General features: G+C 44.3%; 22 protein-coding genes. 16 read left to right on the plus strand and 6 right to left on the minus strand.

Going from position 1 to position 22,118, the window contains the following annotated elements:
• Positions 1 to 58 precede the first annotated feature (58 nt).
• The 11 genes from gspD (at position 59) to K5R16_RS14870 (ending at position 10,706) form a co-directional block, all read left to right on the plus strand.
• Positions 59 to 2,203 (plus strand): type II secretion system secretin GspD, encoded by a 2,145-nt coding sequence (gene gspD / locus K5R16_RS14820; RefSeq protein ID WP_220738332.1) that lies wholly within the window; start codon positions 59 to 61, stop codon positions 2,201 to 2,203.
• On the plus strand, positions 2,196 to 3,767 hold the full coding sequence (gene gspE / locus K5R16_RS14825; protein WP_220738333.1) for a type II secretion system ATPase GspE: 1,572 nt from the start codon (positions 2,196 to 2,198) through the stop codon (positions 3,765 to 3,767). Before gspD ends, gspE begins: the two co-directional genes overlap by 8 nt.
• Before the next feature lie 3 nt (positions 3,768 to 3,770).
• Complete coding sequence (gspF, locus tag K5R16_RS14830; RefSeq protein WP_220738334.1) at positions 3,771 to 4,994, plus strand: type II secretion system inner membrane protein GspF; 1,224 nt, start codon at positions 3,771 to 3,773, stop codon at positions 4,992 to 4,994.
• 64 nt (positions 4,995 to 5,058) lie between these two features.
• Positions 5,059 to 5,493: a type II secretion system major pseudopilin GspG gene (gene gspG / locus K5R16_RS14835; RefSeq protein WP_220738335.1), complete on the plus strand. Its 435-nt coding sequence runs from the start codon at positions 5,059 to 5,061 to the stop codon at positions 5,491 to 5,493.
• Positions 5,456 to 6,088: a type II secretion system minor pseudopilin GspH gene (gene gspH, locus K5R16_RS14840; protein ID WP_220738336.1), complete on the plus strand. Its 633-nt coding sequence runs from the start codon at positions 5,456 to 5,458 to the stop codon at positions 6,086 to 6,088. Before gspG ends, gspH begins: the two co-directional genes overlap by 38 nt.
• 44 nt (positions 6,089 to 6,132) lie before the next feature.
• Complete coding sequence (gspI, locus tag K5R16_RS14845) at positions 6,133 to 6,504, plus strand: type II secretion system minor pseudopilin GspI (RefSeq protein ID WP_220738337.1); 372 nt, start codon at positions 6,133 to 6,135, stop codon at positions 6,502 to 6,504.
• Positions 6,485 to 7,228: a type II secretion system minor pseudopilin GspJ gene (gene gspJ / locus K5R16_RS14850; RefSeq protein ID WP_220738338.1), complete on the plus strand. Its 744-nt coding sequence runs from the start codon at positions 6,485 to 6,487 to the stop codon at positions 7,226 to 7,228. The genes gspI and gspJ overlap by 20 nt, the downstream gene beginning before the upstream one ends.
• Before the next feature lie 14 nt (positions 7,229 to 7,242).
• A complete protein-coding gene (gene gspK, locus K5R16_RS14855; protein ID WP_220738356.1) occupies positions 7,243 to 8,223 on the plus strand; it encodes a type II secretion system minor pseudopilin GspK in 981 nt (326 codons plus the stop codon).
• Positions 8,224 to 8,269: 46 nt separating this feature from the next.
• Positions 8,270 to 9,460 carry a type II secretion system protein GspL gene (gspL, locus tag K5R16_RS14860; protein ID WP_220738339.1) on the plus strand — a complete coding sequence of 397 codons (1,191 nt, stop codon included), beginning with the start codon at positions 8,270 to 8,272 and terminating at the stop codon, positions 9,458 to 9,460.
• Between the two features lies 1 nt (position 9,461).
• Positions 9,462 to 9,938 (plus strand): type II secretion system protein M, encoded by a 477-nt coding sequence (locus K5R16_RS14865; protein WP_220738340.1) that lies wholly within the window; start codon positions 9,462 to 9,464, stop codon positions 9,936 to 9,938.
• 9 nt (positions 9,939 to 9,947) lie between these two features.
• Positions 9,948 to 10,706, plus strand: coding sequence for a type II secretion system protein N (locus tag K5R16_RS14870; protein ID WP_220738341.1), 759 nt, complete (start codon positions 9,948 to 9,950; stop codon positions 10,704 to 10,706).
• A gap of 55 nt (positions 10,707 to 10,761) precedes the next feature.
• Here K5R16_RS14870 and yrfG read toward each other — a convergent pair whose 3' ends face one another.
• Entirely contained in the window at positions 10,762 to 11,430 is a 669-nt protein-coding gene (gene yrfG, locus K5R16_RS14875; RefSeq protein WP_220738342.1) for a GMP/IMP nucleotidase, read from the minus strand.
• 108 nt (positions 11,431 to 11,538) lie between these two features.
• On the opposite strand from yrfG, the gene nudE reads away from it, so the two are divergent.
• From nudE to K5R16_RS14890, 3 genes are all read left to right on the plus strand, one after another.
• The gene (gene nudE / locus K5R16_RS14880; RefSeq protein ID WP_220738343.1) at positions 11,539 to 12,093 is read left to right on the plus strand and encodes an ADP compounds hydrolase NudE; all 555 of its coding nucleotides are present in this window, start codon (positions 11,539 to 11,541) and stop codon (positions 12,091 to 12,093) included.
• A 31-nt stretch (positions 12,094 to 12,124) separates the two neighbouring features.
• Positions 12,125 to 12,940, plus strand: coding sequence for a 3'(2'),5'-bisphosphate nucleotidase CysQ (gene cysQ / locus K5R16_RS14885; protein WP_220738344.1), 816 nt, complete (start codon positions 12,125 to 12,127; stop codon positions 12,938 to 12,940).
• A 110-nt stretch (positions 12,941 to 13,050) separates the two neighbouring features.
• Complete coding sequence (locus K5R16_RS14890; RefSeq protein WP_220738345.1) at positions 13,051 to 14,706, plus strand: MFS transporter; 1,656 nt, start codon at positions 13,051 to 13,053, stop codon at positions 14,704 to 14,706.
• A 41-nt stretch (positions 14,707 to 14,747) separates the two neighbouring features.
• Here the strand turns inward: K5R16_RS14890 and mnmH are convergent, their stop codons facing one another.
• The 3 genes from mnmH to K5R16_RS14905 form a co-directional block, all read right to left on the minus strand.
• A complete protein-coding gene (gene mnmH / locus K5R16_RS14895; protein ID WP_220738346.1) occupies positions 14,748 to 15,845 on the minus strand; it encodes a tRNA 2-selenouridine(34) synthase MnmH in 1,098 nt (365 codons plus the stop codon).
• Positions 15,845 to 16,882: a selenide, water dikinase SelD gene (gene selD / locus K5R16_RS14900; protein WP_220738347.1), complete on the minus strand. Its 1,038-nt coding sequence runs from the start codon at positions 16,880 to 16,882 to the stop codon at positions 15,845 to 15,847. The genes mnmH and selD overlap by 1 nt, the downstream gene beginning before the upstream one ends.
• Positions 16,883 to 17,095: 213 nt before the next feature.
• Positions 17,096 to 18,202 (minus strand): fatty acid desaturase, encoded by a 1,107-nt coding sequence (locus K5R16_RS14905; protein WP_220738348.1) that lies wholly within the window; start codon positions 18,200 to 18,202, stop codon positions 17,096 to 17,098.
• Positions 18,203 to 18,342: 140 nt separating this feature from the next.
• Between K5R16_RS14905 and fabR the strand changes: the two genes are divergently transcribed.
• Positions 18,343 to 18,957, plus strand: a complete 615-nt coding sequence (gene fabR / locus K5R16_RS14910; RefSeq protein WP_220738349.1) for an HTH-type transcriptional repressor FabR — start codon at positions 18,343 to 18,345, stop codon at positions 18,955 to 18,957.
• A 60-nt stretch (positions 18,958 to 19,017) separates the two neighbouring features.
• Here the strand turns inward: fabR and trmA are convergent, their stop codons facing one another.
• Positions 19,018 to 20,115: a tRNA (uridine(54)-C5)-methyltransferase TrmA gene (gene trmA / locus K5R16_RS14915; RefSeq protein WP_220738350.1), complete on the minus strand. Its 1,098-nt coding sequence runs from the start codon at positions 20,113 to 20,115 to the stop codon at positions 19,018 to 19,020.
• A gap of 185 nt (positions 20,116 to 20,300) precedes the next feature.
• Between trmA and murI the strand changes: the two genes are divergently transcribed.
• Complete coding sequence (gene murI / locus K5R16_RS14920; protein WP_220738351.1) at positions 20,301 to 21,107, plus strand: glutamate racemase; 807 nt, start codon at positions 20,301 to 20,303, stop codon at positions 21,105 to 21,107.
• A gap of 5 nt (positions 21,108 to 21,112) precedes the next feature.
• Here murI and K5R16_RS14925 read toward each other — a convergent pair whose 3' ends face one another.
• Complete coding sequence (locus tag K5R16_RS14925) at positions 21,113 to 21,574, minus strand: RNA-binding protein (protein WP_220738352.1); 462 nt, start codon at positions 21,572 to 21,574, stop codon at positions 21,113 to 21,115.
• Positions 21,575 to 22,118 lie beyond the last annotated feature (544 nt).

Below are 22,118 nucleotides of genomic sequence, written 5' to 3' on the forward strand. Positions count from 1 at the left end.
GCTGCTGCAATAATTAATTGAGCTTGCCGCAATTAAAGGTTTTAGGGGAAGTAATACAATGAATAATAAAAGGATTAGACGCAGACTAATCGCTGGTATGGTTATGGGCGCATCGTTACTCGCACCACAACTTGCTTGGTCTGAACAATATGCGGCTAACTTTAAGGGCACTGACATTCAGGAGTTTATCAACATCGTTGGTAAAAACTTGAATCGCACGATCATTGTCGACCCTACCGTTCGCGGCAAAATCAACGTTCGCAGCTATGATCTTTTAGATGACGAGCAATATTATCAATTCTTCCTCAATACCTTGCAAGTCTATGGCTATGCGGTTGTTGAGATGGATAACAACATCATAAAGGTCATCAAAGATAAAGATGCTAAAACGGCATCTATTCGCGTAGCTGATGACAATTCGCCTGGTTTAGGCGATGAGATGGTTACCCGCATTGTCGCGCTGTATAACACAGAAGCTAAGCAGCTTGCGCCGCTGTTACGCCAGTTAAACGATAATGCCGGTGGCGGTAATGTCGTTCAATATGACCCCTCAAATGTATTGATGATCACTGGCCGTGCAGCGGTAGTGAATAAGTTGGTTGAGATTGTACGCCGAGTGGATAAGCAAGGTGATACTGCTGTAGAAGTGGTAAAGCTTGAGTTTGCTTCCGCAGGTGAAATCGTACGCATCGTCGACACGCTCTATCGTTCAACGGCGAATCAATCACAAATGCCTGGTCAGGCTCCAAAAGTTGTCGCTGATGAGCGTACTAACGCCGTTATCGTCAGTGGTGACGAAAAGAGTCGTTTGCGTGTGGTTAAGTTAATTAAGAAATTAGACGCTGAGCAAGCAAGCACAGGCAATACTAAAGTACGTTATTTACGCTACGCCAAAGCTGAAGACTTAGTTGAAGTATTAACTGGTTTTGCACAGCAACTGGTTGATGACAAAGGCAGCGCCGCTCAAGGGGCGAGTAAGCGCCGCAACGAAATAAATATTATGGCGCACACAGATACCAATGCCTTGGTAATTAGTGCCGAGCCAGATCAAATGCGTACCATTGAAAGCGTGATTAATCAGCTTGATATTCGTCGTGCTCAAGTTTTAGTAGAAGCGATTATCGTTGAAGTCTCCGAAGGTGATGATGTTGGTTTTGGTGTGCAGTGGGCAACAGAGGCCGGTGGTGGTACTCAGTTTAATAACTTAGGACCAACCATTGGCGAGATTGGCGCTGGTATCTGGCAGGCTCAAGGTGAAGATGGCTCTACAGTCTGTAATGATGGCACGTGTACTGAAAACCCTGACACTCGAGGTGACATTACTTTACTGGCACAAGCGCTGGGTAAAGTGAATGGTATGGCCTGGGGGGTCGCGATGGGCGATTTTGGTGCCTTGATTCAAGCGGTATCGAGTGATACTAAATCAAACGTACTTGCTACTCCGTCAATTACCACGCTTGATAACCAAGAAGCCTCATTCATAGTCGGTGATGAAGTGCCTATTCTTACTGGTAGCCAAAACTCTAGTAACGGTAATAGCAACCCATTCCAAACCGTTGAACGTAAAGAAGTGGGTGTAAAGCTTAAAGTGGTGCCACAGGTCAACGAAGGTAACGCAGTTAAGCTAACGATTGAACAAGAAGTATCAGGTATTAACGGTAAAACAGGTGTTGATGTTACCTTTGCAACTCGTCGTTTGACTACCACTGTAATGGCCGACTCTGGACAGATTGTGGTACTCGGTGGTTTGATCAACGAAGAGGTGCAAGAGTCGGTACAAAAGGTACCATTCTTAGGCGATATCCCAATTATTGGTCATCTATTTAAGTCATCATCAAGCGGTAAGAAAAAGAAAAACCTAATGGTATTTATCAAACCAACGATTATTCGTGATGGTATTACTATGGAAGGTATTGCTGGGCGAAAGTACAATTATTTCCGCGCATTACAACTTGAGCAGCAGGAACGTGGTGTTAATTTAATGCCAAATACTGATGTACCGATACTTGACGAGTGGGATCAAGATGCTTATCTGCCAGCAGACGTTAATGAAGTACTCAATCGTTATAAAGACGGTAAAGGCTTGGATACTAAAATGCGTGAAACAGATCCTGCATTGAAGAGTATTTCGAGCAGTAAGGATGCTGATGCTGAGAAAGTGAAAGCTGAAGAAGCCACAGATAAAGACTCTAGCGATGAGTGATAATCAACTTCAAGCAGATGACGAGCTAGCACAAGTGTCTAATGAGCTTGGGTTAGTTTCAGAGGCGGAAGCGGATGAAGTCTTCCACTCAACCAGTAAAGAACGCTTACCGTTTGCCTTTGCTCACCGATTCAACGCGGCTTTAGATAAAGACGAAGCGGGTATTTTGTCGCTTTATCATACTGCTGGGACGCCTTTGTCGGCACTGTTAGAGGCTCGCCGTTATAGCGGTAAATCTCTACCTCTCATTAAATTAGCAGATAGCGCCTTTGAAGCGCGCTTAACGCAAGCTTACCAAGCTAATTCGTCAGAAGCACAGCAGATGATGGAAGATATTGGTAATGAGATGGACCTGTTCACGCTGGCCGAAGAGCTACCTCAAACAGAAGATCTGTTAGAGGGTGATGACGATGCTCCGATCATTAAATTGATCAACGCATTGTTGTCCGAAGCGATTAAAGAGGAAGCGTCCGACATTCATATTGAGACCTATGAGAAGCAACTCGTGGTGCGTTTCCGTGTTGACGGGATCTTAAAAGAGGTCTTAAAACCTAACCGCAAGCTGTCGTCGCTGTTGGTATCACGTATTAAAGTGATGGCACGTTTAGACATTGCTGAGAAGCGCGTGCCGCAAGATGGTCGTATTTCACTGCGTATTGCTGGTCGAGCGGTCGATGTGCGTGTATCAACGATGCCATCAAGTCATGGCGAGCGAGTGGTACTGCGTCTACTGGATAAAAATGCCGGCAACTTAGACCTAGTGCAACTCGGTATGACTGAAGATGTGCGGATACAGTTCGATGAGCTTATTCGTAAACCTCACGGAATTATCTTGGTTACTGGCCCAACAGGCTCCGGTAAAAGTACCACTCTATATGCCGGTCTAACCGAACTGAACTCCATTGATACCAATATTCTTACGGTAGAAGATCCTATCGAGTATGAATTAGAAGGTATCGGCCAGACTCAAGTTAACACTAAAGTGGATATGACCTTTGCCCGTGGTTTACGTGCAATATTACGTCAAGATCCCGATGTGGTGATGATTGGTGAAATTCGAGATCTAGAGACCGCACAAATTGCAGTGCAAGCCTCGTTAACTGGTCATATGGTTATCTCAACGCTGCATACTAACACTGCTTCTGGCTCGATTACCCGTTTACAGGATATGGGCGTAGAACCTTTCCTTGTTTCTTCAAGTTTACTGGGTGTGCTTGCACAGCGACTGATCCGGACCTTATGTAAGCATTGTAAGGAGGAGCATGTACCTGACGAGCGCGAAAGAGAGCTGTTAGGCATTTCAGCTGATGATCCAAGTATTATTTATCGTGCTAAAGGGTGTCAGGCTTGTGGGCATAACGGCTACCGTGGTCGTACTGGTATCCATGAGTTGTTAGTGGTTGATGATGATGTACGAGAGTTGATCCACACTGGTCGAGGCGAATTGGCGATTGAGAAGCATATACGTAAATCAGTCCCGAGTATCCGTCATGACGGTATGAGTAAAGTGCTTGCAGGGAAAACCACCCTTGAAGAAGTGCTGCGTGTGACTCGCGAGGAGTAACCAGTGCCAGCATTTGAATACAAAGCATTAGATAAAGCGGGTAAGCAGCAAAAAGGCGTTGTCGAAGCCGATACAGCCAGGCATGCTCGCGGCCAAATTAGAGAGTTACGTTTGATGCCACTGGAAATTACTCCGGTGGTTGAAAAAGAGAGCAAGTCTAAATCCGGTGGTGTGAGCTTTTTTAAGCGTGGCATCTCGGTTTCGGAGCTCGCATTACTCACTCGTCAAATTGCGACCCTAGTGGCAGCGGGCCTGCCGATTGAAGAGGCGCTTAAGGCCGTTGGTCAACAGTGCGAAAAAGATCGTTTAGCCAGTATGGTGATGGCGGTTCGTTCGCGTGTTGTTGAAGGTTATAGCTTGGCTGATTCAATGGCTGAGTTCCCTCACATCTTTGATGAGTTATATCGTGCGATGGTGGCATCAGGTGAAAAATCTGGTCACTTAGAAGTGGTATTAAATCGTCTTGCCGACTATACCGAGCGTCGCCAACAACTTAAAAGCAAAATGACCCAAGCGATGATCTATCCTATCGTGCTCACCTGTGTTGCTGTTGGCGTGATAGCTATCTTGCTGGCTGCAGTGGTACCAGAGGTTGTAGGTCAATTTGAGCATATGGGGCAAGAGCTGCCTTGGACTACCGAGTTGCTCATTAGCTCGTCTGATTTTATTCGTGATTATGGCCTTATCTTACTTGGGCTTATTATTGGTCTATTTGTGGTCATGAAGCGCTTGTTAGTCGTGCCTGCAAATAGAATGAAATACGATACATTGCTACTGCGCCTACCTGTGATAAGTAAGGTCAGTAAAAGCCTGAACACGGCTCGTTTTGCTAGAACATTGAGTATCTTGACGGCCAGTTCAGTGCCACTGCTCGATGCAATGCGCATTGCTAGTGATGTATTGGTTAACGTAAAGGTTAAAGCAGCTGTTGAAGAGGCTACGTTAAGAGTGCGTGAGGGCACAAGTTTAGGGACTGCGTTGGCAAATACTAAACTTTTCCCGCCTATGATGCTCTATATGATCACCTCTGGTGAAAAAAGTGGTCAACTCGAGCAGATGCTTGAGCGAGCAGCAGATAACCAAGATCGTGAATTTGAGTCAAATGTCACTATTGCACTGGGTGTATTTGAACCCATGTTGGTTGTTAGCATGGCGGCAATAGTGCTATTTATTGTTTTAGCTATTCTGCAGCCTATTTTGGCGCTGAATAATATGATCAGTGGTTAACCGTTTCGATGTTGGCATTGCCATTCGAGAAATATGTAAGTAATTCAGTTAAAGGAAGTTTTTAATGCAAACTCGTAATAAGCAAAAAGGTTTCACGCTTTTAGAAGTGATGGTCGTTATTGTTATTCTAGGTATTTTAGCCTCAATGGTGGTACCAAACCTAATGGGTAACAAAGATAAAGCTGACCAACAGAAAGCTGTTTCAGATATTGTGGCGCTAGAAAATGCGTTAGATATGTATCGTTTAGATAACAGTATCTATCCATCTACAGAACAAGGTTTAGAAGCATTAGTACAGAAGCCAACCATGTCGCCTGAGCCACGTAACTACCGTGAAGATGGCTATGTTAAGCGCTTGCCACAAGATCCATGGCGCAATGATTACCTGCTTTTAAGTCCAGGTGAAAACGGTAAGTTAGATATCTTTAGTGCAGGTCCTGATGGCCAACCAGGTACTGAAGATGACATCGGTAATTGGAACTTACAGAACTTCCAATAAGATGACATTACCAGCAGCGCGTCAAGTTCGCCAAACGGGCTTCACCTTAATGGAGGTGTTGCTCGTTGTGCTACTTATGGGATTAGCGGCATCGGCGGTTACCTTGAGTATGGGCGGTGGTGGTCAAAAGCAATCACTCGACCGCTTGGCGCAGCAGTTTATGATGTCCTCGGAAATGGTATTGGATGAAACTGTCCTCAGTGGCCATTTTATCGGTATTGTCATTGAAGAAGACAGCTATGAGTATGTCTTCTATGACGAAGAGGGTAACTGGAAGCCGCTAGAGCAAGATAGGTTGTTAGCGAACAGGCAGATGGAGCCGGGTATTGAGCTGGTTTTGGTGCTTGATGGTTTGCCGCTGGTGCAAGAGGATGAAGAGCAAGATAGTTGGTTTGATGAGCCATTAATCGAAAAGTCTGCCGACGAAAAAAAGAAGTATCCGGAGCCACAAATTCTACTATTCCCAAGTGGTGAAATGAGTGCATTTGAGCTCGCTTTTGTTGCTAAAGACGAAATGGGTAAAGAGATCGAAGTCGTAGTCGTAGGCGATTCATTAGGTCGATTGAAACTGAATTATGAAGATGATGATCGTTAATGGTTTTCTACAAACGCCAATCCCTCATCAAAAAGCGCCTGCCTATGTCTGTTAAGCAGCGCGGAATGACCTTGCTTGAAGTCATCGTTGCTTTGGCGGTTTTTTCAATTGCCGCAGTATCCATAACTAAAAGCCTGGGCGAGCAGATGGCCAATATGCCGATATTGGAAGAGCGCACTATGGCGCAATGGGTTGCCCATAATCAAATGGTAGAAGCGCGTTTAGAGCCCAAATTTCCCGATATCGGTCGTAAAGATGGCCAAGAGCAGTTAGCGGGTAAAGACTGGTATTGGCGCAAAGAGGTTGTGAAGACAACCGATGATAATTTTAGAATGATCCGGATCACCATTAGCGATGATGATCGCTTTGGTCGTGTTATTGCTGAGGTAAGTAGTTATGTCCTCAAGTCGGATTAAACCTAGCGGCGGCTTTACGCTGTTAGAAATGCTGATCGCTATTGCGATATTTGCCCTAATAGGGCTTGCGGCAAATACGGTGCTACATACCGTAATGCAAAACGATACGGTTACCCGTGAATTCGCCGCTAAGTTAAAAGCGATGCAGCAAGGTTTTGGCATTATTGAGCGTGACCTTAACCAGATGGTAGCTCGCACCCCTAGATTACTTGAAGGTGGCCGTGCCACCACTGTGTTTCAGACTGGCGATAACATGCTCGATTCAGAATCTGAGTCGTTAGTGTTTTTCCGTTTAGGTTGGTTAAATCCTGATGGATTACTGCCTAGAGGCAGTTTGCAGTCAGTTGCTTATGTGGTTATAGAAGGGAATTTGGAACGTTGGTATTACCCATATCCTGAGCCCGAAATTGGTGCCGAGCCGATTAAAACGATTGTGATGAAAAAGGTGATTTCGGTTGAGTATGCTTTTTTCAGTGATGATAAGTGGGAACGAAAAACTGATGCTACCAAGCTGCCTAAAGCGATCGCTATGGAAATAGAGTTCGAGGATATAGGCAAGGTGCAGCGTAAGTTCTTATTGCCGACAGGTGCCCCCGCTGGAAGTAATAACAGTGGCGGTAATAACAACGGCGGTAATAATAACGGCGGTAATAATAACAGCGGTAATAACAACGGCGGCAATAATAACGGTGGCAGCAGTACAGAGGATGGTAAGACAGGGTGAATAATTCCTTAACCATGCCAACTAAACAAAGAGGCGTTGCGTTGATCGTGGTGTTGTTGATTGTGGCGTTAGTCGCGATTATTGCGACTAATATCACCTCTAGAAACCAGTTGTCTGTTAGGCGCACCATCAATTTGGCGCAGTATGATCAAGCTTTTTGGTATGCCATATCAGCTGAAGAGATCGCCAAGAAAGTATTGAAACAAGATTTAGAAGATTCTGATACTGTGCACATGCAGCAGTATTGGGCCCAAGCAGATGTGATTTTCCCAGCAGAGAATGGCGAGATAGCAGGTAAAATCAGTGATATGCAATCATGCTTTAACGTGAATGCATTGTCACAGACGACTAAGAAAGTTGAAAATAGTCAACCTAAAATGCCACTGCCAGTGATTCAGTTTAAAGGGCTGTTAGTCGCTCTAGGGATGGACGATTTTGCCGCGGAGCGCTTATCGCAAACCTTAAAAGATTATATTGATGAAGATATGACGGCGAGCCCTTACGGTGCAGAAGATGCAGAGTATGAGGCGCGAAATGTACCTTATCGTGCAGCTAATACCTTGATGAGCCATAAGAGTGAGTTGCGTGCTGTTATGGGGTTCACGCAAGATATCTATCTCAAGATTGCACCGTATGTGTGTGCACTACCAGGTAATACAACACAAGTATTAAATGTTAATACTGTGCCGGTAGAGCATGCCGCGCTGATTGCGGGCATGTTAGACAATAAAATTTCTGTTGGTGAGGCTGAAAGTATCATCAACCAACGTCCTGGCGATGGTTATGAAACAGTAGATAAGTTTTGGGAAAACTCCTCTATTGCTAGCCTCGCTGGCGATGCACAACTTAAATCGAGTTTTGGCGTGACCAGTAGCTATTTTTTATTGGAAGCGGGCGCTAAAGTCGATAATGCCGTATTTAGGCTTGAGAGTGTACTCAATGGCGATGGCAGAACGCTAAATGTGTTATCCCGTCAGTTTGGCGGACAAAAATAACAACAGTCCTTTAAGCAAAATTAAAGAGACTCGTGGAGACAGATCAGTGAGTGAAAGACTATTCATCCGTTTAGGACAATCCTTTGAGCAACCGTGTTCGTGGCTCGTTTGGTCTGAACAGGAACAAGAAATAATAGGTTCTGGCGAACTTAGTGATGCCAGCGCACTATCGACTCTGACTGAAAGAGCAGCTAATCGTGCAGTTGACGTATTAGTCCCGGCATCTAGCATCACTTTGACTGCAGTGGATCTGCCAGAAAAAGGCCAGCGTCAGGCGATTAAAGCACTGCCATTTATGCTCGAAGAGAATTTAGCGCAAGATGTAGAAGAGCTGCATTTTGTGGTTGGTCCTCGTGAAGGCGATGCGCTCAATATTGCAGTAGTTGCTCACGAGCAGATGCAAAACTGGATAGAGTGGCTCGCGGAAGCTGGATTGAAAGCTAAGTGTATTGTGCCAGACTGTCTTGCTCTGCCTTTGGCTGAATGTGATTGGGCGGCTATTACTTTTGGGCAGGAGATTTTGCTACGAACAGGCCAAGGCAGTGGTGTAAGCCTTGAGCAAGAGTGGCTCGAGATGGCGTTACCACAACTCTTGCCTGACAGCGAAGAGGCTACCACAGTTGCTGGGTATACCGAACTTGCTTTGGCAGGCACCGCTATAAAAGCACAACCTCTAGACTTACCTATGTTGGTGTTAGCGCGCGGTATGCTTAATGCGCCAATGAACCTTCTATCAGGTGTTTATCAGCCTAAGCGTGAATACGGCAAGCATCTTAGCCTTTGGCGTAATGCTGCCATTATATTTGCGGTTGTGGTGGTGTTAGCGCTAGTGAATAAAGGCCTTAATATTCACCAAATGAATGCTAAAGCGGATGTGGTAAGACTACAGAGCGAACAGATCTACAAGCAAGTGGTACCAGGTAGTTCACGAGTGGTTAATCTGCGCGCGCAAATGGATAGTCATGTAAGAAAAATGCAAGGTGGCGGCAGCGGCACTGAGTTTTTCAGCATGCTTGAAGGCACTCAAGCAGCGTTTGAGCAAGTACAAGATTTAAAACCGACCACATTGCGTTTTGACAGTAATCGTGGCGAACTGCGGATGCAGATTAAAGCTAAGAACTATGCACAAATTGAGAAGTTTAAAGAGATAATATCTCGCAAATACAAGCTCGATGGTGGCGCGATGAACAGTGGTGAGTCAGAAGTCACCAGCACCTTAACCATTAGGAGCAAATAAGATGGATAATCTTAAAGTATGGTGGGCGGGCTTGATCCTGCGTGAAAAGCAGATGGTTAGCGCTTGTGGCGTAGTCTTAGTTATAGGTATTTTGTATTGGGGTGTTTGGACGCCAATCGCCAATGCCGAAACCGATGCTGAGCGTAATCTTGAAGGCCAGCTCAATACTCTCAATTATGTAAAGCAGACCGCGAATCGTATTGCTGGCTTGAAACAAACAAGCCAAGGCAGTGCTTTTAAAGGCAGCTTAAGCGCTGCGGTTAACCAAACTGCGGGTAGCTTTGGTTTAACAATTACTCGTATGCAGCCACAAGGTAATAAAATTCAAGTATGGATGGACGAAGTGCCCTTTGATACTTTGCTGAGCTATCTCAATGAGCTGGTTCAAAACCAAGGTTTATCATTAGAGAGCTTGGATGTGGCTGAATCCGATACCCCAGGTTTCGTTAATGTTCGCCGAATTCAGTTATCCAAGTAGGATGTTGTTGTGAAATTAGTAAAAAAAATCGCGCTAGGCTTTTTCATCTATTTGGTTTTTTTAGTGGTGTTATTTCCCGCTAGCATGGCAGTGAAGCTTGCACCTATACCGGCTAATACGGTTATTAGTGGTGTATCTGGCACTATTTGGTCTGGCAGTATCGACTCTTTGACTGTGCAAAAACGTCAGCTTGAAATGGTGCGCTGGGACTTGAGTGTTGCTTCACTGTTGATGGGAACGGTTAAGGCCGATATTAGTATAGGAAGTCGCAGTAGCGCCGTTAATGGTAAAGCTGTAGTGGCGTATTCTTTTGCTGGGCTTGACGTTAGCGCGCTGCGCTTTGAAGCGCCGAGTGACTTTTTGTTAGGTAATACTCGACTACCGTTTAGAACTGAAATTAAAGGTGATGTAAGCGCCTTAGTCGATACCTTTGAACAAGGGTTACCTTGGTGCGAACAGTTATCGGGTAAGCTGTTTTTAAACAAAGTACAAGTGACTAATCAGTTTGGTAATTATCCATTAGGCGATATCGCTTTAGGTTTAAGCTGTATCGATGGCCAAGTGCAATTGGCGACAGATGAAAAGCTTAATGGCCTAGGCTTAGACGGGTCTATTTTGTTGGCTGATAATAAGATGATGCAGGTGAATGCCAAGATCCGTGAGGTTAATACACAGCCTGATGACCTGAAAAAAGCACTTGGATTCCTAGGCAAGAAAGATAGCCAAGGTTACTACCCAATTACCTATCAAGGTCGACTACCTATCTAGGTTTATCGCTCCTGTAAAAATGTTAAAAAAGGCACTTTAAAGGTGCCTTTTTTGATCAAACTTGTTTGAGCAATTCATGCAATAGCTGATGGTAATCGTCTATTGCAGGGAAGTCGCTAAATAGCTTATTTGGCTTTTGGCTATCTGGGTTTGCCACACCTAATTGATGGCCGACTCCGGCGAGTTTAGCTGCAGCTAAAATGGTTTCGTTGTCATCAATGAATAAGCAGCGACTTGGATCTAGATCAAAGCGTTCAAATAGTTGTTGCCAAAACAGTGGATGCTCTTTGGGGTAACCTGTTTCATGGCTAGATATCATTGCGTCTAAGCCTAAAGCTAAATCGGTATGCGCCAATTTGAGTGTTAAGCCCTTCGGGTGAGCATTGGTTACTAGAATTCGCTTTTTGTTGGCTTTTTCTAGCGCATACAGAAATGGCAAGCTGTCTTGGCGCAACTGGATCTTCTCCACTAAGGTTTTGTGCAGGGTCATAATATCGAGCCCCATCTGTTGCTCCCAATAATCTAAACAGTACCAATCTAGTGTACCGTCCACCTTTTGGTAGTTTGCTTCAACCCACTCCATTGCGGCACTTTCCGAGATATTACGTTGCTCACTCAGCGCTTTTGGGATCAAACTGAGCCAAAAATGATTATCAAAATGCAGGTCGAGTAGGGTGCCGTCCATATCAAGTAAAACAGTATCAATATCGTGCCATGGAAACATAGTTAGATGATCCTAGTAAATTCAGGTTGTAGATTGGAGCTAGAATAGTAAGATTGTAACTGATCTCAGCAACTATCTGCGGGAAAGATCAATCGCCATAGGATGTGTATGACTATCAAGAAGGTTAAACCGGAAATATTGCATGCTGAAGTAGTGGCTAAAAGCCGACTATTTCAGATTGAACAGCTGCATTTAAGGTTTTCAAATCAAGTTGAGCGTCAATATGAGCGGATGAAAGGTAACAATCGTGGCGCTGTGATGGTAGTACCTGTACTTGGTAATAAACAGTTATTATTAGGGCGGGAGTATGCAGCGGGTACTCACAGTTATGAGCTTGGCTTTCCAAAAGGGCTAATTGATCCAGGTGAGACCGCAGCGGAGGCTGCTAATCGAGAGTTGCAGGAAGAGATTGGCTACGGCTCAAATAAACTGACTCACTTAATGGAGTTGAGCCTCGCGCCAGGTTATTTTGCCAGCAAAATGCAGATATTTTTAGCTGAAGAGCTGTATCAAAGTGAATTGGAAGGTGATGAACCTGAGCCGATAGACATGGTTCCATGGCCATTGGAGCAGTGGCAGGATTTATTGCAAGAGCAGGATTTTTCAGAGTCTCGCAGTGTAAGTGCTTTATTTTTAGCGCAAAAGCATCTACAACTGAAGTAGCTTAACTAATATAACCGGGTAGTAAGTAGTTATGAAGCCAGAGAGTTACATCGATCAAGTCATAGATATCGCCACTGAGGCGGGTAAAAAAATTCGAGATATTTACCAACTTGGTGATTTCGAACGCGAGATAAAGTCAGATAATACCCCGGTGACTTCGGCTGATATTGCCGCGCATAATATCATCATCAAAGCCCTTAAAGAGCTCACGCCTGAGATCCCTGTCTTATCAGAAGAAGATGCCGACATAGCATTTTCTGAGCGTTGCAATTGGCAACGTTACTGGTTGGTCGATCCGCTCGATGGAACCGGTGAGTTTATCGCCGGAAGTGGTGATTTTTCAGTAATAATCGCTCTAGTTGAGCATAATCGCCCTATCGTTGGTGTTGTGTATGTGCCGATGACCGAGGTGTGTTACTACGCTATTGCCGGTTTAGGTGCTTATAAGCGAGACAACGGCAGCGAGATGCGCATTAGTAGTCGTCAGATTAGCCATGATGACAATAGTCCATTGAGGCTAGCAGTTAGTCGCCGCCAAGATCCACAGTCGGTTATTAAGCTGTTTAACCAAAATAAGCATTGCGAACTCGTGGTGCTTGGTGGAGCAGCACTAAAAAGCTGTTTAGTAGCTGAAGGGCGTGCAGACAGCTATGTACGTATTGGTCCTACTGGTGAATGGGACACAGGTGCAGCACAAATTATTGTAGAAGAGGCGGGTGGTCAGATCATGGATCTCGCACTGCAGCCATTGAGTTATAACGAGCGAGAAAGCTTGGAGAATCCAAACTTTATCGTTGTTGGCTCGCCAAACTTGGCCTGGGATGAAATTCTAATCGCTGAGAGTTAAGTTATTAACTGTTTAAAGCCATCACAATGTGATGGCTTTTTTATTGGACTAATTCTATCGCCGCTGGCTTTTATAGCAACTTGTATCAGTCAGTTTTCAAAAGGATATTTATGCTTTTTAGCCGCCGCTTTTTGCCCTATTTTGTGACTCAGTGCTTAGGGGCGCTAAATGATAATGTTTATAAAAATGTGCTGCTATTAATGGTGAGCTACTCACAAATTGAAGCGTTGCCTATTGATGTACACCTTTTTGTAAACCTTGCCGCAGGCCTTTTCATTCTGCCATTTTTGCTATTTTCAGCACATGCGGGACAAGTAGCCGACAGTATCGATAAAGCGACTCTTATCCGTCGACTGAAAGTACTCGAGCTATTGATTATGTCTGCTGCAGTGTTGGCAATCTTTTCTCATAGCTATCTTATTATGTTGTTACTGCTGTTCTTGATGGGGGTGCAATCAGCATATTTTGGCCCAGTAAAATACTCATTATTGCCCCGGGTATTACGCGAACATGAGCTGGTGTCGGGCAATGCTTGGGTTGAAATGGGCACCTTTCTGGCTATTTTGGCCGGTACTTTGTCTGCTGGGCTGATTGTCGCTAGCGAACATGCGACTTATTGGGCGGCGGGCAGCGTGTTTACCTTGGCGTTGATTGGCGTATTTAGTAGCTGGATGATCCCCAGTATTCCCTCAAGTAATAAAGTAAAACCCAAGTTTTCGATCATCAAAGCGACGGCAACAAGCATTGCGAAAGTACGAAAAAGTCGAGACATATGGATCGCGATACTGGCTATTAGCTGGTTTTGGTTTGTTGGCGCGAGCTATTTAACGCAGATCCCAAATTTTGCCCGGATAACACTTCATTCTGACCCGACCGTGGTGTCATTATTGCTGCTGCTCTTTTCAATTGGCATAGGCATAGGCTCTTTTGTGTGTGAGCGATTGTCATGTAAGCAAGTTGAACTGGGGATCGCACCTTTAGGTTTGATAGTACTTGGTGTATTTGGCATCGATCTGTATGTCGCTTTACCAATCTTAGCGGCTCCAACTGCTGTATTTGATGTCGTCACATTTGTCAGCGATGCCATCCACTACCGTTTGATGTTTGATCTATTGATGATAGGTGTTGGCGGCGGTTTGTTTATTGTGCCGCTATATACCTTCATTCAAGCGCGTGCAGATGAAAACGAATGTGCGCAGGCCATCGCCAGTAACAATATCGTCAACGCACTGTTTATGGTGACTTCGGCAGTTTTTGCCATGTTGGTGTTAAACGGACTGCAATGGAAAATCGAACAATTATTCCTCCTGATCGCCTGTGGTAATTTGCTAGTACTGTTGGTGTTGCTACTAAGTTGGTCAGAATTTGCGATGAGTGCATTTAGCTATGTATTACGGCGGATCCTTAATCGGCAGAACATCAACAATACTGATGAACTCGTTGCTTTAAAGCAGGACAGAACCGTGCCTGTTATCGTTGAAATAGAGCGATTCGAACTCTCTACGCTGCTTGTCATTGATGGTTTGTTTAATCGACCTGTTTATATCGCAACTCCACAGCCTGATACTCAACAAAATCGCCTAGAGAGGTACTTTATCAATAAACGACAATGGGACGGTGCAATGCAGCCCTTGTCAGTGCTGGTGTGTGCTAAAGGGGCTGCATTGCCAGAATCAATAAAGCACGCTCGATGGGTTAAATGCAGTATTAAGCACAGAAAAAAGTCGTGGTTAAGAGGGGAGATTGAAGTGAACTTAACGATATAGCCGGTTAAGAAGAGAGTCATAACCGGCTAAAGGGGGAGACGTTAGTTAGCATCTAACCATTGATGCACTGCGGCATGATCACCTTTAAACAAAATCCGTTCAGTTTTCTTATCTATCTGGTATTGATACATAGGGTCGTAATATTTGCTTAACAGTAGCTCAATCCATTCAAGATGAGCGCTAGTATCACCACGACTTTGCTGAATGTTGAGTGCATTGGTGATAATCGCTTGGAATTCATCGTGCTGTTTACCGCCAAGACGTTTCTTTATCCCGGTGATACTCAGTGCTAAATATTCTGCAAATGCTGCAAAACCGGCTTCTTCACCAAGACGCTCAATATAACCGCTATGCATCTTATGCACATACTCATTAAGTAGGCGAGTTAATCTAGCCTCCATCGGTTCTTCTAACACGACGACATTTGCCGCTTGCATCCCTTTGTAGAATGCTTGTGGTAATGCAGAGCGTCCAATGAGGAAGCTCTCATCTTCGAGCAGCAGGTGTTTAGCGTTGCTATCTTGATGTTTCAGGAGGGCAACCGCTAATGCATTCTCAAAGTTTATCTGGGTCGGCTGCGGCTCATGGTAACGGCCAAAGCTCGAACCACGATGATGGGCAATACCTTCGAGATCTACGCCGTCATTACGAGCGAGCAAAAAGTCAGTCTTACCACTGCCAGTGATCCCGCTGAGGATTAACATGGGTTTCTGGCTCGCTGCGTTATCGATAGTTTCAATTAAAAACTGACGCATCGCTTTATAGCCGCCTTCAATAAAGGGGATATTGATACCGGCTTCTTTTAACCACTGTTGAGTTAATTTAGAGCGTAAGCCACCTCGAAAGCAATAAAGGTACGCATCTGGATGCTGAGTAAAATAGCGTTGCCAAGCGTCAAGTCTTTGCTGTTTTACCTCGCCGGTAACAAGTGAATGACCTAAGGCTATAGCAGCTTGTTGTCCTTTTTGTTTGTAGCAAGTACCGACTAACTTACGCTCTTCATCTTCCATTAACGGATAGTTACTACTGGCAGGAAATGCCCCTTTAGTAAATTCAACAGGTGCTCGCGCATCCATTATTGGATGATCACTGACAAGAATTCGTCGGTACTCACTTGCGCTCACCATGTTGACGGGCATTAGATAAGCTCCACTGTGGTTGCTGATTGCTCTACTAGCTCACCAATGCAGATAGGTTCGACACCATTGTCTGATAGTAATTGCTGCAATTCAGCTTCGCCCTCAGCAGAGACCGAGATCAACAAGCCGCCACTAGTTTGCGGATCGCAGATAATCGCTTTTTGCTGTTCAGTTAACACGGGCAAGTGTTCACCATAGCTATCGAAGTTTCTGTGGGTTCCGCCTGGGATACAGCCCATCTCAAGGTATTGCTGAGCATTGGGAAGTAGTGGCAGCAAACTGATATCGATTTTTGCGCCAAGCTCTGCGCCATGACACATCTCTAAAAGGTGTCCAGCTAAGCCGAAACCAGTAACATCAGTTAGTGCGTTTACCTGTGAGATTTTAGCGATATTAGGGCCCAAAATGTTTAACTGGCACATCGCATCTGCTGCTATATTGAGATCGACATCAGCAAGCTTTTTCTGTTTTTGCGCAGTGGTTAAAATACCAATACCAAGAGGCTTGGTTAGGTAAAGTTTATCGCCAACTTTAGCCGTATTGTTCTGTTTAAGCTCATCCAGTGGAATTTGCCCAGTGACTGCTAAGCCAAAAATAGGCTCAGGAGAATCGATACTGTGACCACCGGCCAGTATTATCCCTGCATCGGCGCAGGCTTGTCTGCCACCATCAACAACTTGTTGTGCCACTTCAGCAGGTAGCTTATCGACTGGCCAGCCCAAAATGGCGATAGCCATCATAGGTGTGCCGCCCATGGCATAGATATCACTGATCGCATTGGTTGCTGCTATGCGTCCAAAAGTAAAAGGGTCATCAACGATAGGCATAAAAAAGTCGGTGGTGCTAATAATGCCTGTGGTGTCGTTAAGTTTGTAAACCGCAGCATCATCTCGGGTTTGGTTTCCCACAAGCAGTTTAGGATCGTCAAATACCGGTAGTTGAGTCGCGAGTATAGTACCAAGTACCTTAGGGGAAATCTTGCAGCCACAACCTGCGCCATGACTATACTCGGTAAGTTTAATTTGTTGATCTGACATGAGCTTAAAACGCCCTAAAAATGCTAATTAGCCGATCATCATAGACCCATCATCTAATGACTTCAATGGAGTGGTTAGTGAAGTTGAAGTCTATTAGCAAACTAGTGGTGCATTTGTTGAATTTACTTAGCATTAAGCGAGATGAATATAGAAGAAAAAGCCACTCATGAGAGTGGCTGATGTTGTTTTAGCAATGGTATTAGGTATTGGGTATTAGCTAAAGCTTGCGGTCAGACTATGCCAGTTTTTCTTTTGCTGCTTGAATCGAAGTTTAAGCTCTTTGACCTCTGCCATAAGATCTCGATCCGCGAGCTGTTTACGCTTAGCCTCTAGCAGTGCTTTCTTGGCATCGTAATATTCAGCTAAATGAGTTTTCAGCATTTCATACTCAGCTTGTAGCTTTTCAATAATCTCTTCACTGTTAGGAAGATGAGCGACTCTATTTTGAGTGCGTTTAAGCTGCATCTGTAAGCGAGCGCTTTCGATACGCTCTTGTGGCACGACTCGGCGGCTATTAGTGAGCCCGACTAACGCTAAACCATCGATTAACCACTTGGTTGGATCATACTGCCACCAGTGAATGCCATTGCGGTAGTCATTCTCAAATATATGGTGGTAGTTATGGTATCCCTCGCCATAAGTTAACAGTGCTATAAATCCATTATCACGGGCAGTATTTTTATCTGTATACGGTTGGGAACCCCATATATGAGCTAATGAATTAATGAAGAAAGTACAGTGATGTACCACCACTAGGCGTAATAGTCCTGCTAGCAGTAGCATGCCAAGAATGTCACCATTCAACCAACCTAGCAAAATAGGCAGACCGAAGTTCATGATAATAAGCAGAGGTAGGTAGTATTTGTGCTGCCACATCACAATTTTATCATTCTGTAGATCGCGTACATTTTTGTAATCATGGTATCGCTGAGATTGATATTCACGCAGCATCCAGCCTATATGGCTATACCAAAACCCCATTTTCGCTGAGTAAGGGTCTTTGTCGTTATTATCGACATGCTTGTGGTGAACTCGATGATCTGAAGACCAATGCAGTGCACTGTTTTGTAGTGCCAATGCGCCGCCAAGGGCATAGAGAAAGCGCACTGAAGCATGGGCTTTATATGTGCGATGAGACCAGAGTCTATGGTAGCCACCGGTGATCGATAAGCCACTGGCAAAGGCAAGAACGACAAAGGCAATCCACTCAATAGCTTCAAAGCCATAAACGATCCCATACCAAGGTACTAATAATACAGCGCAGGCAAATGTGATGGTAAAAAGGCTCACATTCATCCAAATAATTGGAGGTTTTTTCATTATTTTTTATAATCTCTAGTTGAGCGTACAGCTGTACGCTAATTTAACTTGGATAGAGATTTGGGTCAAGTTTGTTGATGCTGCGTTTTAAGTAAAAAAGCGTTATTATTCGAAACATAACTTTTGTAAGTAGGTTCAGTATGGGCATTAGAGCACAACAAAAAGAGAAGACACGACGCGCGCTAGTTGATGCAGCGTTTAATCAGTTGAGTGCTGAGCGTAGCTTTTCTAGCTTGAGTTTGCGCGAAGTTGCGCGCGAGGCCAATATTGCACCGACCTCATTCTATCGACATTTTAAAGATATGAATGAGTTGGGTTTAACGATGGTGGATGAAGGTGGACTTACGCTCAGGCAGATGATGCGTAAAGGACGCCAGCGTGCAGAAGCGGGCGGCAGCGTTATCCGTATCTCTGTTGAAACCTTTATGGAAGTACTTGAATCTAACCCTAACGTATTCCGTATCCTGCTGCATGAGCGTTCTGGCACCTCTGCGCCATTTCGTGGTGCAGTAGCAAGAGAGATTGAGCATTTCATCTCTGAATTAGCGCATTACACAGAGGCAACCGCTAATCGAGCACCAGATCTAGCACATGCCCAAGCAGAAGCGCTGGTGACTTTAGTATTCAATGCGGGTGCTGCGGCGTTGGATATGAAACGTATAGATCGTAAGGCCTTAGCAGACCGACTAGTGATCCAATTGCATATGATCGCTAAAGGTGCCGATGCTCTGCAGAATAAAAGAGAGCAGAAGTAGCAGACTAAATAACAAAAACGGCATCCAATTGGATGCCGTTTTTGTTGGACTCATTGGGCTCTATTTCTTCTCAAGAAATACACCAGACTCCATGTGATCGGTATACGGGAACTGATCAAACAATGCAAAACGAGTGATGCTATGGGTCTTACTCAACTCTTTTAAGTTATCTAGCAAGGTATTAGGGTTACATGAGATATAAACAATACGCTCATAACCTTGCACTAGTTTAACGGTATTCTCGTCTAAACCAGCACGTGGCGGATCGACAAAGATGGTGTTGCAGTTATAGCTATCAAGATCGATACCTTCTAAACGTCGGTAGCTACGTTTCTTTGCCATGGCGTCGGTGAAGTCTTCTGCTGACATACGAATAATTTGCAGATTTTCAACGTTATTCATTTTGATATTGTACTGTGCAGATTCTACTGACGGCTTAGCGAGTTCAGTCGCCAATACTCGTTCAAAGTTTTGCGCCAGTGCAATTGAGAAATTACCATTGCCGCAATAGAGCTCTAATAAGTCGCCAGTGCTATTTTTAGTGACATCAATCGCCCACTCAAGCATTTTGACTGAAACTTTACCATTAGGCTGGGTAAAGCTATTTTCGATCTGATGATACTGCAGTTGCTTACCAGCTACGTTAAGTGATTCAACGACGAAGTCTTTATCAAAGATCAGTTTTTGTTTGCGAGCGCGGCCAATCAAATTGACATTGAATTGGCTACTCAGTGTTTGCTTTAAGATTTTGGCTTGCTCTTCCCATTCAGCATCTAGCTGCTTATGGTAAAGCAAGGATACTAAGATCTCTCCACTTAGCGTAGATAGAAAATCTATTTGAAACAGGCGATGACGCAAGATAGTGTTGGGCTTTAATAGCTCAACCAGCACAGGCATCATTTTGTTGATCAGCTCACTTGCAGGTAGAAACTGATCGCAACGCACTTTGCTATCAAGCTCTTTATCGAACATGTAATAGTAGAGGTCTTCCCCTTCATGCCACATTCTAAATTCAGCACGCATACGATAGTGGGCTGTTTCAGAGCTAAATGATTCAAGTTCCGGCGTGTCAAAATCAGTAAATAACTGCTTTAGCTTGACGCGCTTCGCTTCGAGTTGCACATCATAGGTTGAAGGATCCATTGCTGCTAAATTCATATTTTGATCACCGTGAGCTTTAAATTAGGGGCGGAATATTATACTAGATAGCAGGGATGTCCAGTTTCTCCCATTCGATTTAACCTAGCTTGTGGGGAAATTTTAAAGCAAAATAGCTAATTCGGCCTTAACTAAGGCTAATTGCGCAGCTATATAACAGCATTTATATGATAGTGGAGAACGCTTTGTCTGGACCTATTCTTATTTTTGACTCTGGAATTGGTGGGTTATCGATTCTGGACGAGATCAGAAAAGTAATGCCTCAGCAAAACTGCTGCTATTTATTCGATAATGCGCGACTACCATATGGTGAATTAGAAGAGTCGGAACTCATTAGTGGATGCGTATCGCTTATCACCGAACAGGCAAAGCGTATCAATGCCAGCATTGTGGTGGTTGCATGTAACTCGGCCAGCACACTAGTGTTACCAATATTAAGGCAGCAGTTATCAATTCCTGTTGTCGGTGTTGTCCCGGCTATTAAACCTGCAGCAAAAATATCTAAGCGCAGGCACATCGGTTTACTGGCTACCCCCGGTACAATCAAACGTCCCTATACCAAAGAGTTAATCGATGCATTTGCAGAAGATTGTCGAGTGGAGCTGTTCGGTTCATCTGAATTGGTCATGCTTGCGGAAGCAAAGTTGGCGGGAGTTGCAGTCGACATGCGAAGGCTTGAGTTATTGCTAGCCCCAATCCGAATGTCTGAACTTGATACCTTAGTGCTAGGTTGTACACACTTTCCAATTTTGGCAGCAGAGATTAAACAGCTATTAGGGCAAAGCGTTATCTTGCTAGATTCTGGTAGAGCAGTGGCTGACAGAGTGCTAAATTTACTTAAAGCGAATGGTCTAATAAAAACGGAAAGCAACAGGGTGGTAGATTATAGTGCGGTATTTACGACGGGCGAGATTGCGAAGGGATTGAAAGAAAGGTTAGTTGAAGAGGGGTTCACGAGTATAGAACCACACTCCTCAACTAACTTACGTTAGCTAGCTTACGCTTGGCTTTCTGTTTTATCTGAATCTTGAGACTTAGCTTCACGAACCTTCAATGTTCTTTCTTGAAAATCATATTCGTTTAACTTAGACATCGCTTTCTTAGCACCCGCTTCTGACATTTCGATAAAGCCAAAGCCTTTACGACGACCGGTCTTACGATCTCGCACCAAGCGAACTGAGTTCACGGGACCATACTCACCAAATAATGCTTTTACTTCACCTTCATGAACACGGTAAGGCAAGTTACCTACATATAAGGTCATAGTTGGACCGGTATAAGGTTCGTTGCTACTAGCTGTAACAGACGATCCTGATTTTGATTGAATTGAAAAGATAACGCTTGCGATGATTGCACCAGTAAAGAAAGCAATGGCAGCGTTTAGATCTGGAGCGATCTGAAAAATAGCTAATGCACCTATAATGGCAACGGCTAAAACGATAAAGAATGACTTCTGCATATATATAATCTCTGAAGTGTAAATGAATGAATCGATAACTAACTGTTAATAACTTGCATATGGTAATGAATTATTGAGCAATACACTAGTGCGTTGCTGAAAAAATGAACTTTATCTTAATCTCAAACCTATAAAGGCCAATTAATCAGCATTGAAAGTACGATAATCCCCCATAATTTGGCTGTTTGGTGAAAAGATCGACATGCGATCGTTTTCTTATTAAAAAGCGCTTGCGCTTACTCAAGATCTCCCTATAATGCGCAACCACTGACACGGCACAGCAGGCCAACTAACTAAACAAAAGCTTAGGTAGTACGGGACTTGCAGCGGTGTTAGAGAGTTAAAAACCTTCGGGGATTTGATTCAGGTGACAAACGCTTTAAGGGCTTCGGGTAGTGCTTCTTTTCACGAGAGTGATTAAGAAATCATCGCTTGAAAAACTTCTTAAAATAAGCGCTTGACGCCGCCACTGGAGAGTGTAGAATACGCCTCCTCAAGCCAACGACCTAGCGTCTTCGGCGAAGTATGAAAGATGACTTCACGC

This window comes from Shewanella sp. c952, assembly GCF_019654975.1.
In the GTDB taxonomy this organism is placed as follows: domain Bacteria; phylum Pseudomonadota; class Gammaproteobacteria; order Enterobacterales; family Shewanellaceae; genus Shewanella.

Bases quoted from the DNA above. Each gene is read 5' to 3' on its own strand.
- gspD (WP_220738332.1), top strand. From the start codon at position 59: ATGAATAATAAAAGGATTAGACGCAGACTAATCGCTGGTATGGTTATG.
- gspE (WP_220738333.1), top strand. From the start codon at position 2,196: ATGAGTGATAATCAACTTCAAGCAGATGACGAGCTAGCACAAGTGTCT.
- gspG (WP_220738335.1), top strand. From the start codon at position 5,059: ATGCAAACTCGTAATAAGCAAAAAGGTTTCACGCTTTTAGAAGTGATG.
- gspH (WP_220738336.1), top strand. From the start codon at position 5,456: ATGACATCGGTAATTGGAACTTACAGAACTTCCAATAAGATGACATTA.
- gspI (WP_220738337.1), top strand. From the start codon at position 6,133: ATGTCTGTTAAGCAGCGCGGAATGACCTTGCTTGAAGTCATCGTTGCT.
- gspJ (WP_220738338.1), top strand. From the start codon at position 6,485: ATGTCCTCAAGTCGGATTAAACCTAGCGGCGGCTTTACGCTGTTAGAA.
- gspK (WP_220738356.1), top strand. From the start codon at position 7,243: ATGCCAACTAAACAAAGAGGCGTTGCGTTGATCGTGGTGTTGTTGATT.
- K5R16_RS14865 (WP_220738340.1), top strand. From the start codon at position 9,462: ATGGATAATCTTAAAGTATGGTGGGCGGGCTTGATCCTGCGTGAAAAG.
- yrfG (WP_220738342.1), bottom strand. From the start codon at position 11,430: ATGTTTCCATGGCACGATATTGATACTGTTTTACTTGATATGGACGGC.
- nudE (WP_220738343.1), top strand. From the start codon at position 11,539: ATGACTATCAAGAAGGTTAAACCGGAAATATTGCATGCTGAAGTAGTG.
- cysQ (WP_220738344.1), top strand. From the start codon at position 12,125: ATGAAGCCAGAGAGTTACATCGATCAAGTCATAGATATCGCCACTGAG.
- K5R16_RS14890 (WP_220738345.1), top strand. From the start codon at position 13,051: ATGCTTTTTAGCCGCCGCTTTTTGCCCTATTTTGTGACTCAGTGCTTA.
- mnmH (WP_220738346.1), bottom strand. From the start codon at position 15,845: ATGCCCGTCAACATGGTGAGCGCAAGTGAGTACCGACGAATTCTTGTC.
- selD (WP_220738347.1), bottom strand. From the start codon at position 16,882: ATGTCAGATCAACAAATTAAACTTACCGAGTATAGTCATGGCGCAGGT.
- K5R16_RS14905 (WP_220738348.1), bottom strand. From the start codon at position 18,202: ATGAAAAAACCTCCAATTATTTGGATGAATGTGAGCCTTTTTACCATC.
- fabR (WP_220738349.1), top strand. From the start codon at position 18,343: ATGGGCATTAGAGCACAACAAAAAGAGAAGACACGACGCGCGCTAGTT.
- trmA (WP_220738350.1), bottom strand. From the start codon at position 20,115: ATGAATTTAGCAGCAATGGATCCTTCAACCTATGATGTGCAACTCGAA.
- K5R16_RS14925 (WP_220738352.1), bottom strand. From the start codon at position 21,574: ATGCAGAAGTCATTCTTTATCGTTTTAGCCGTTGCCATTATAGGTGCA.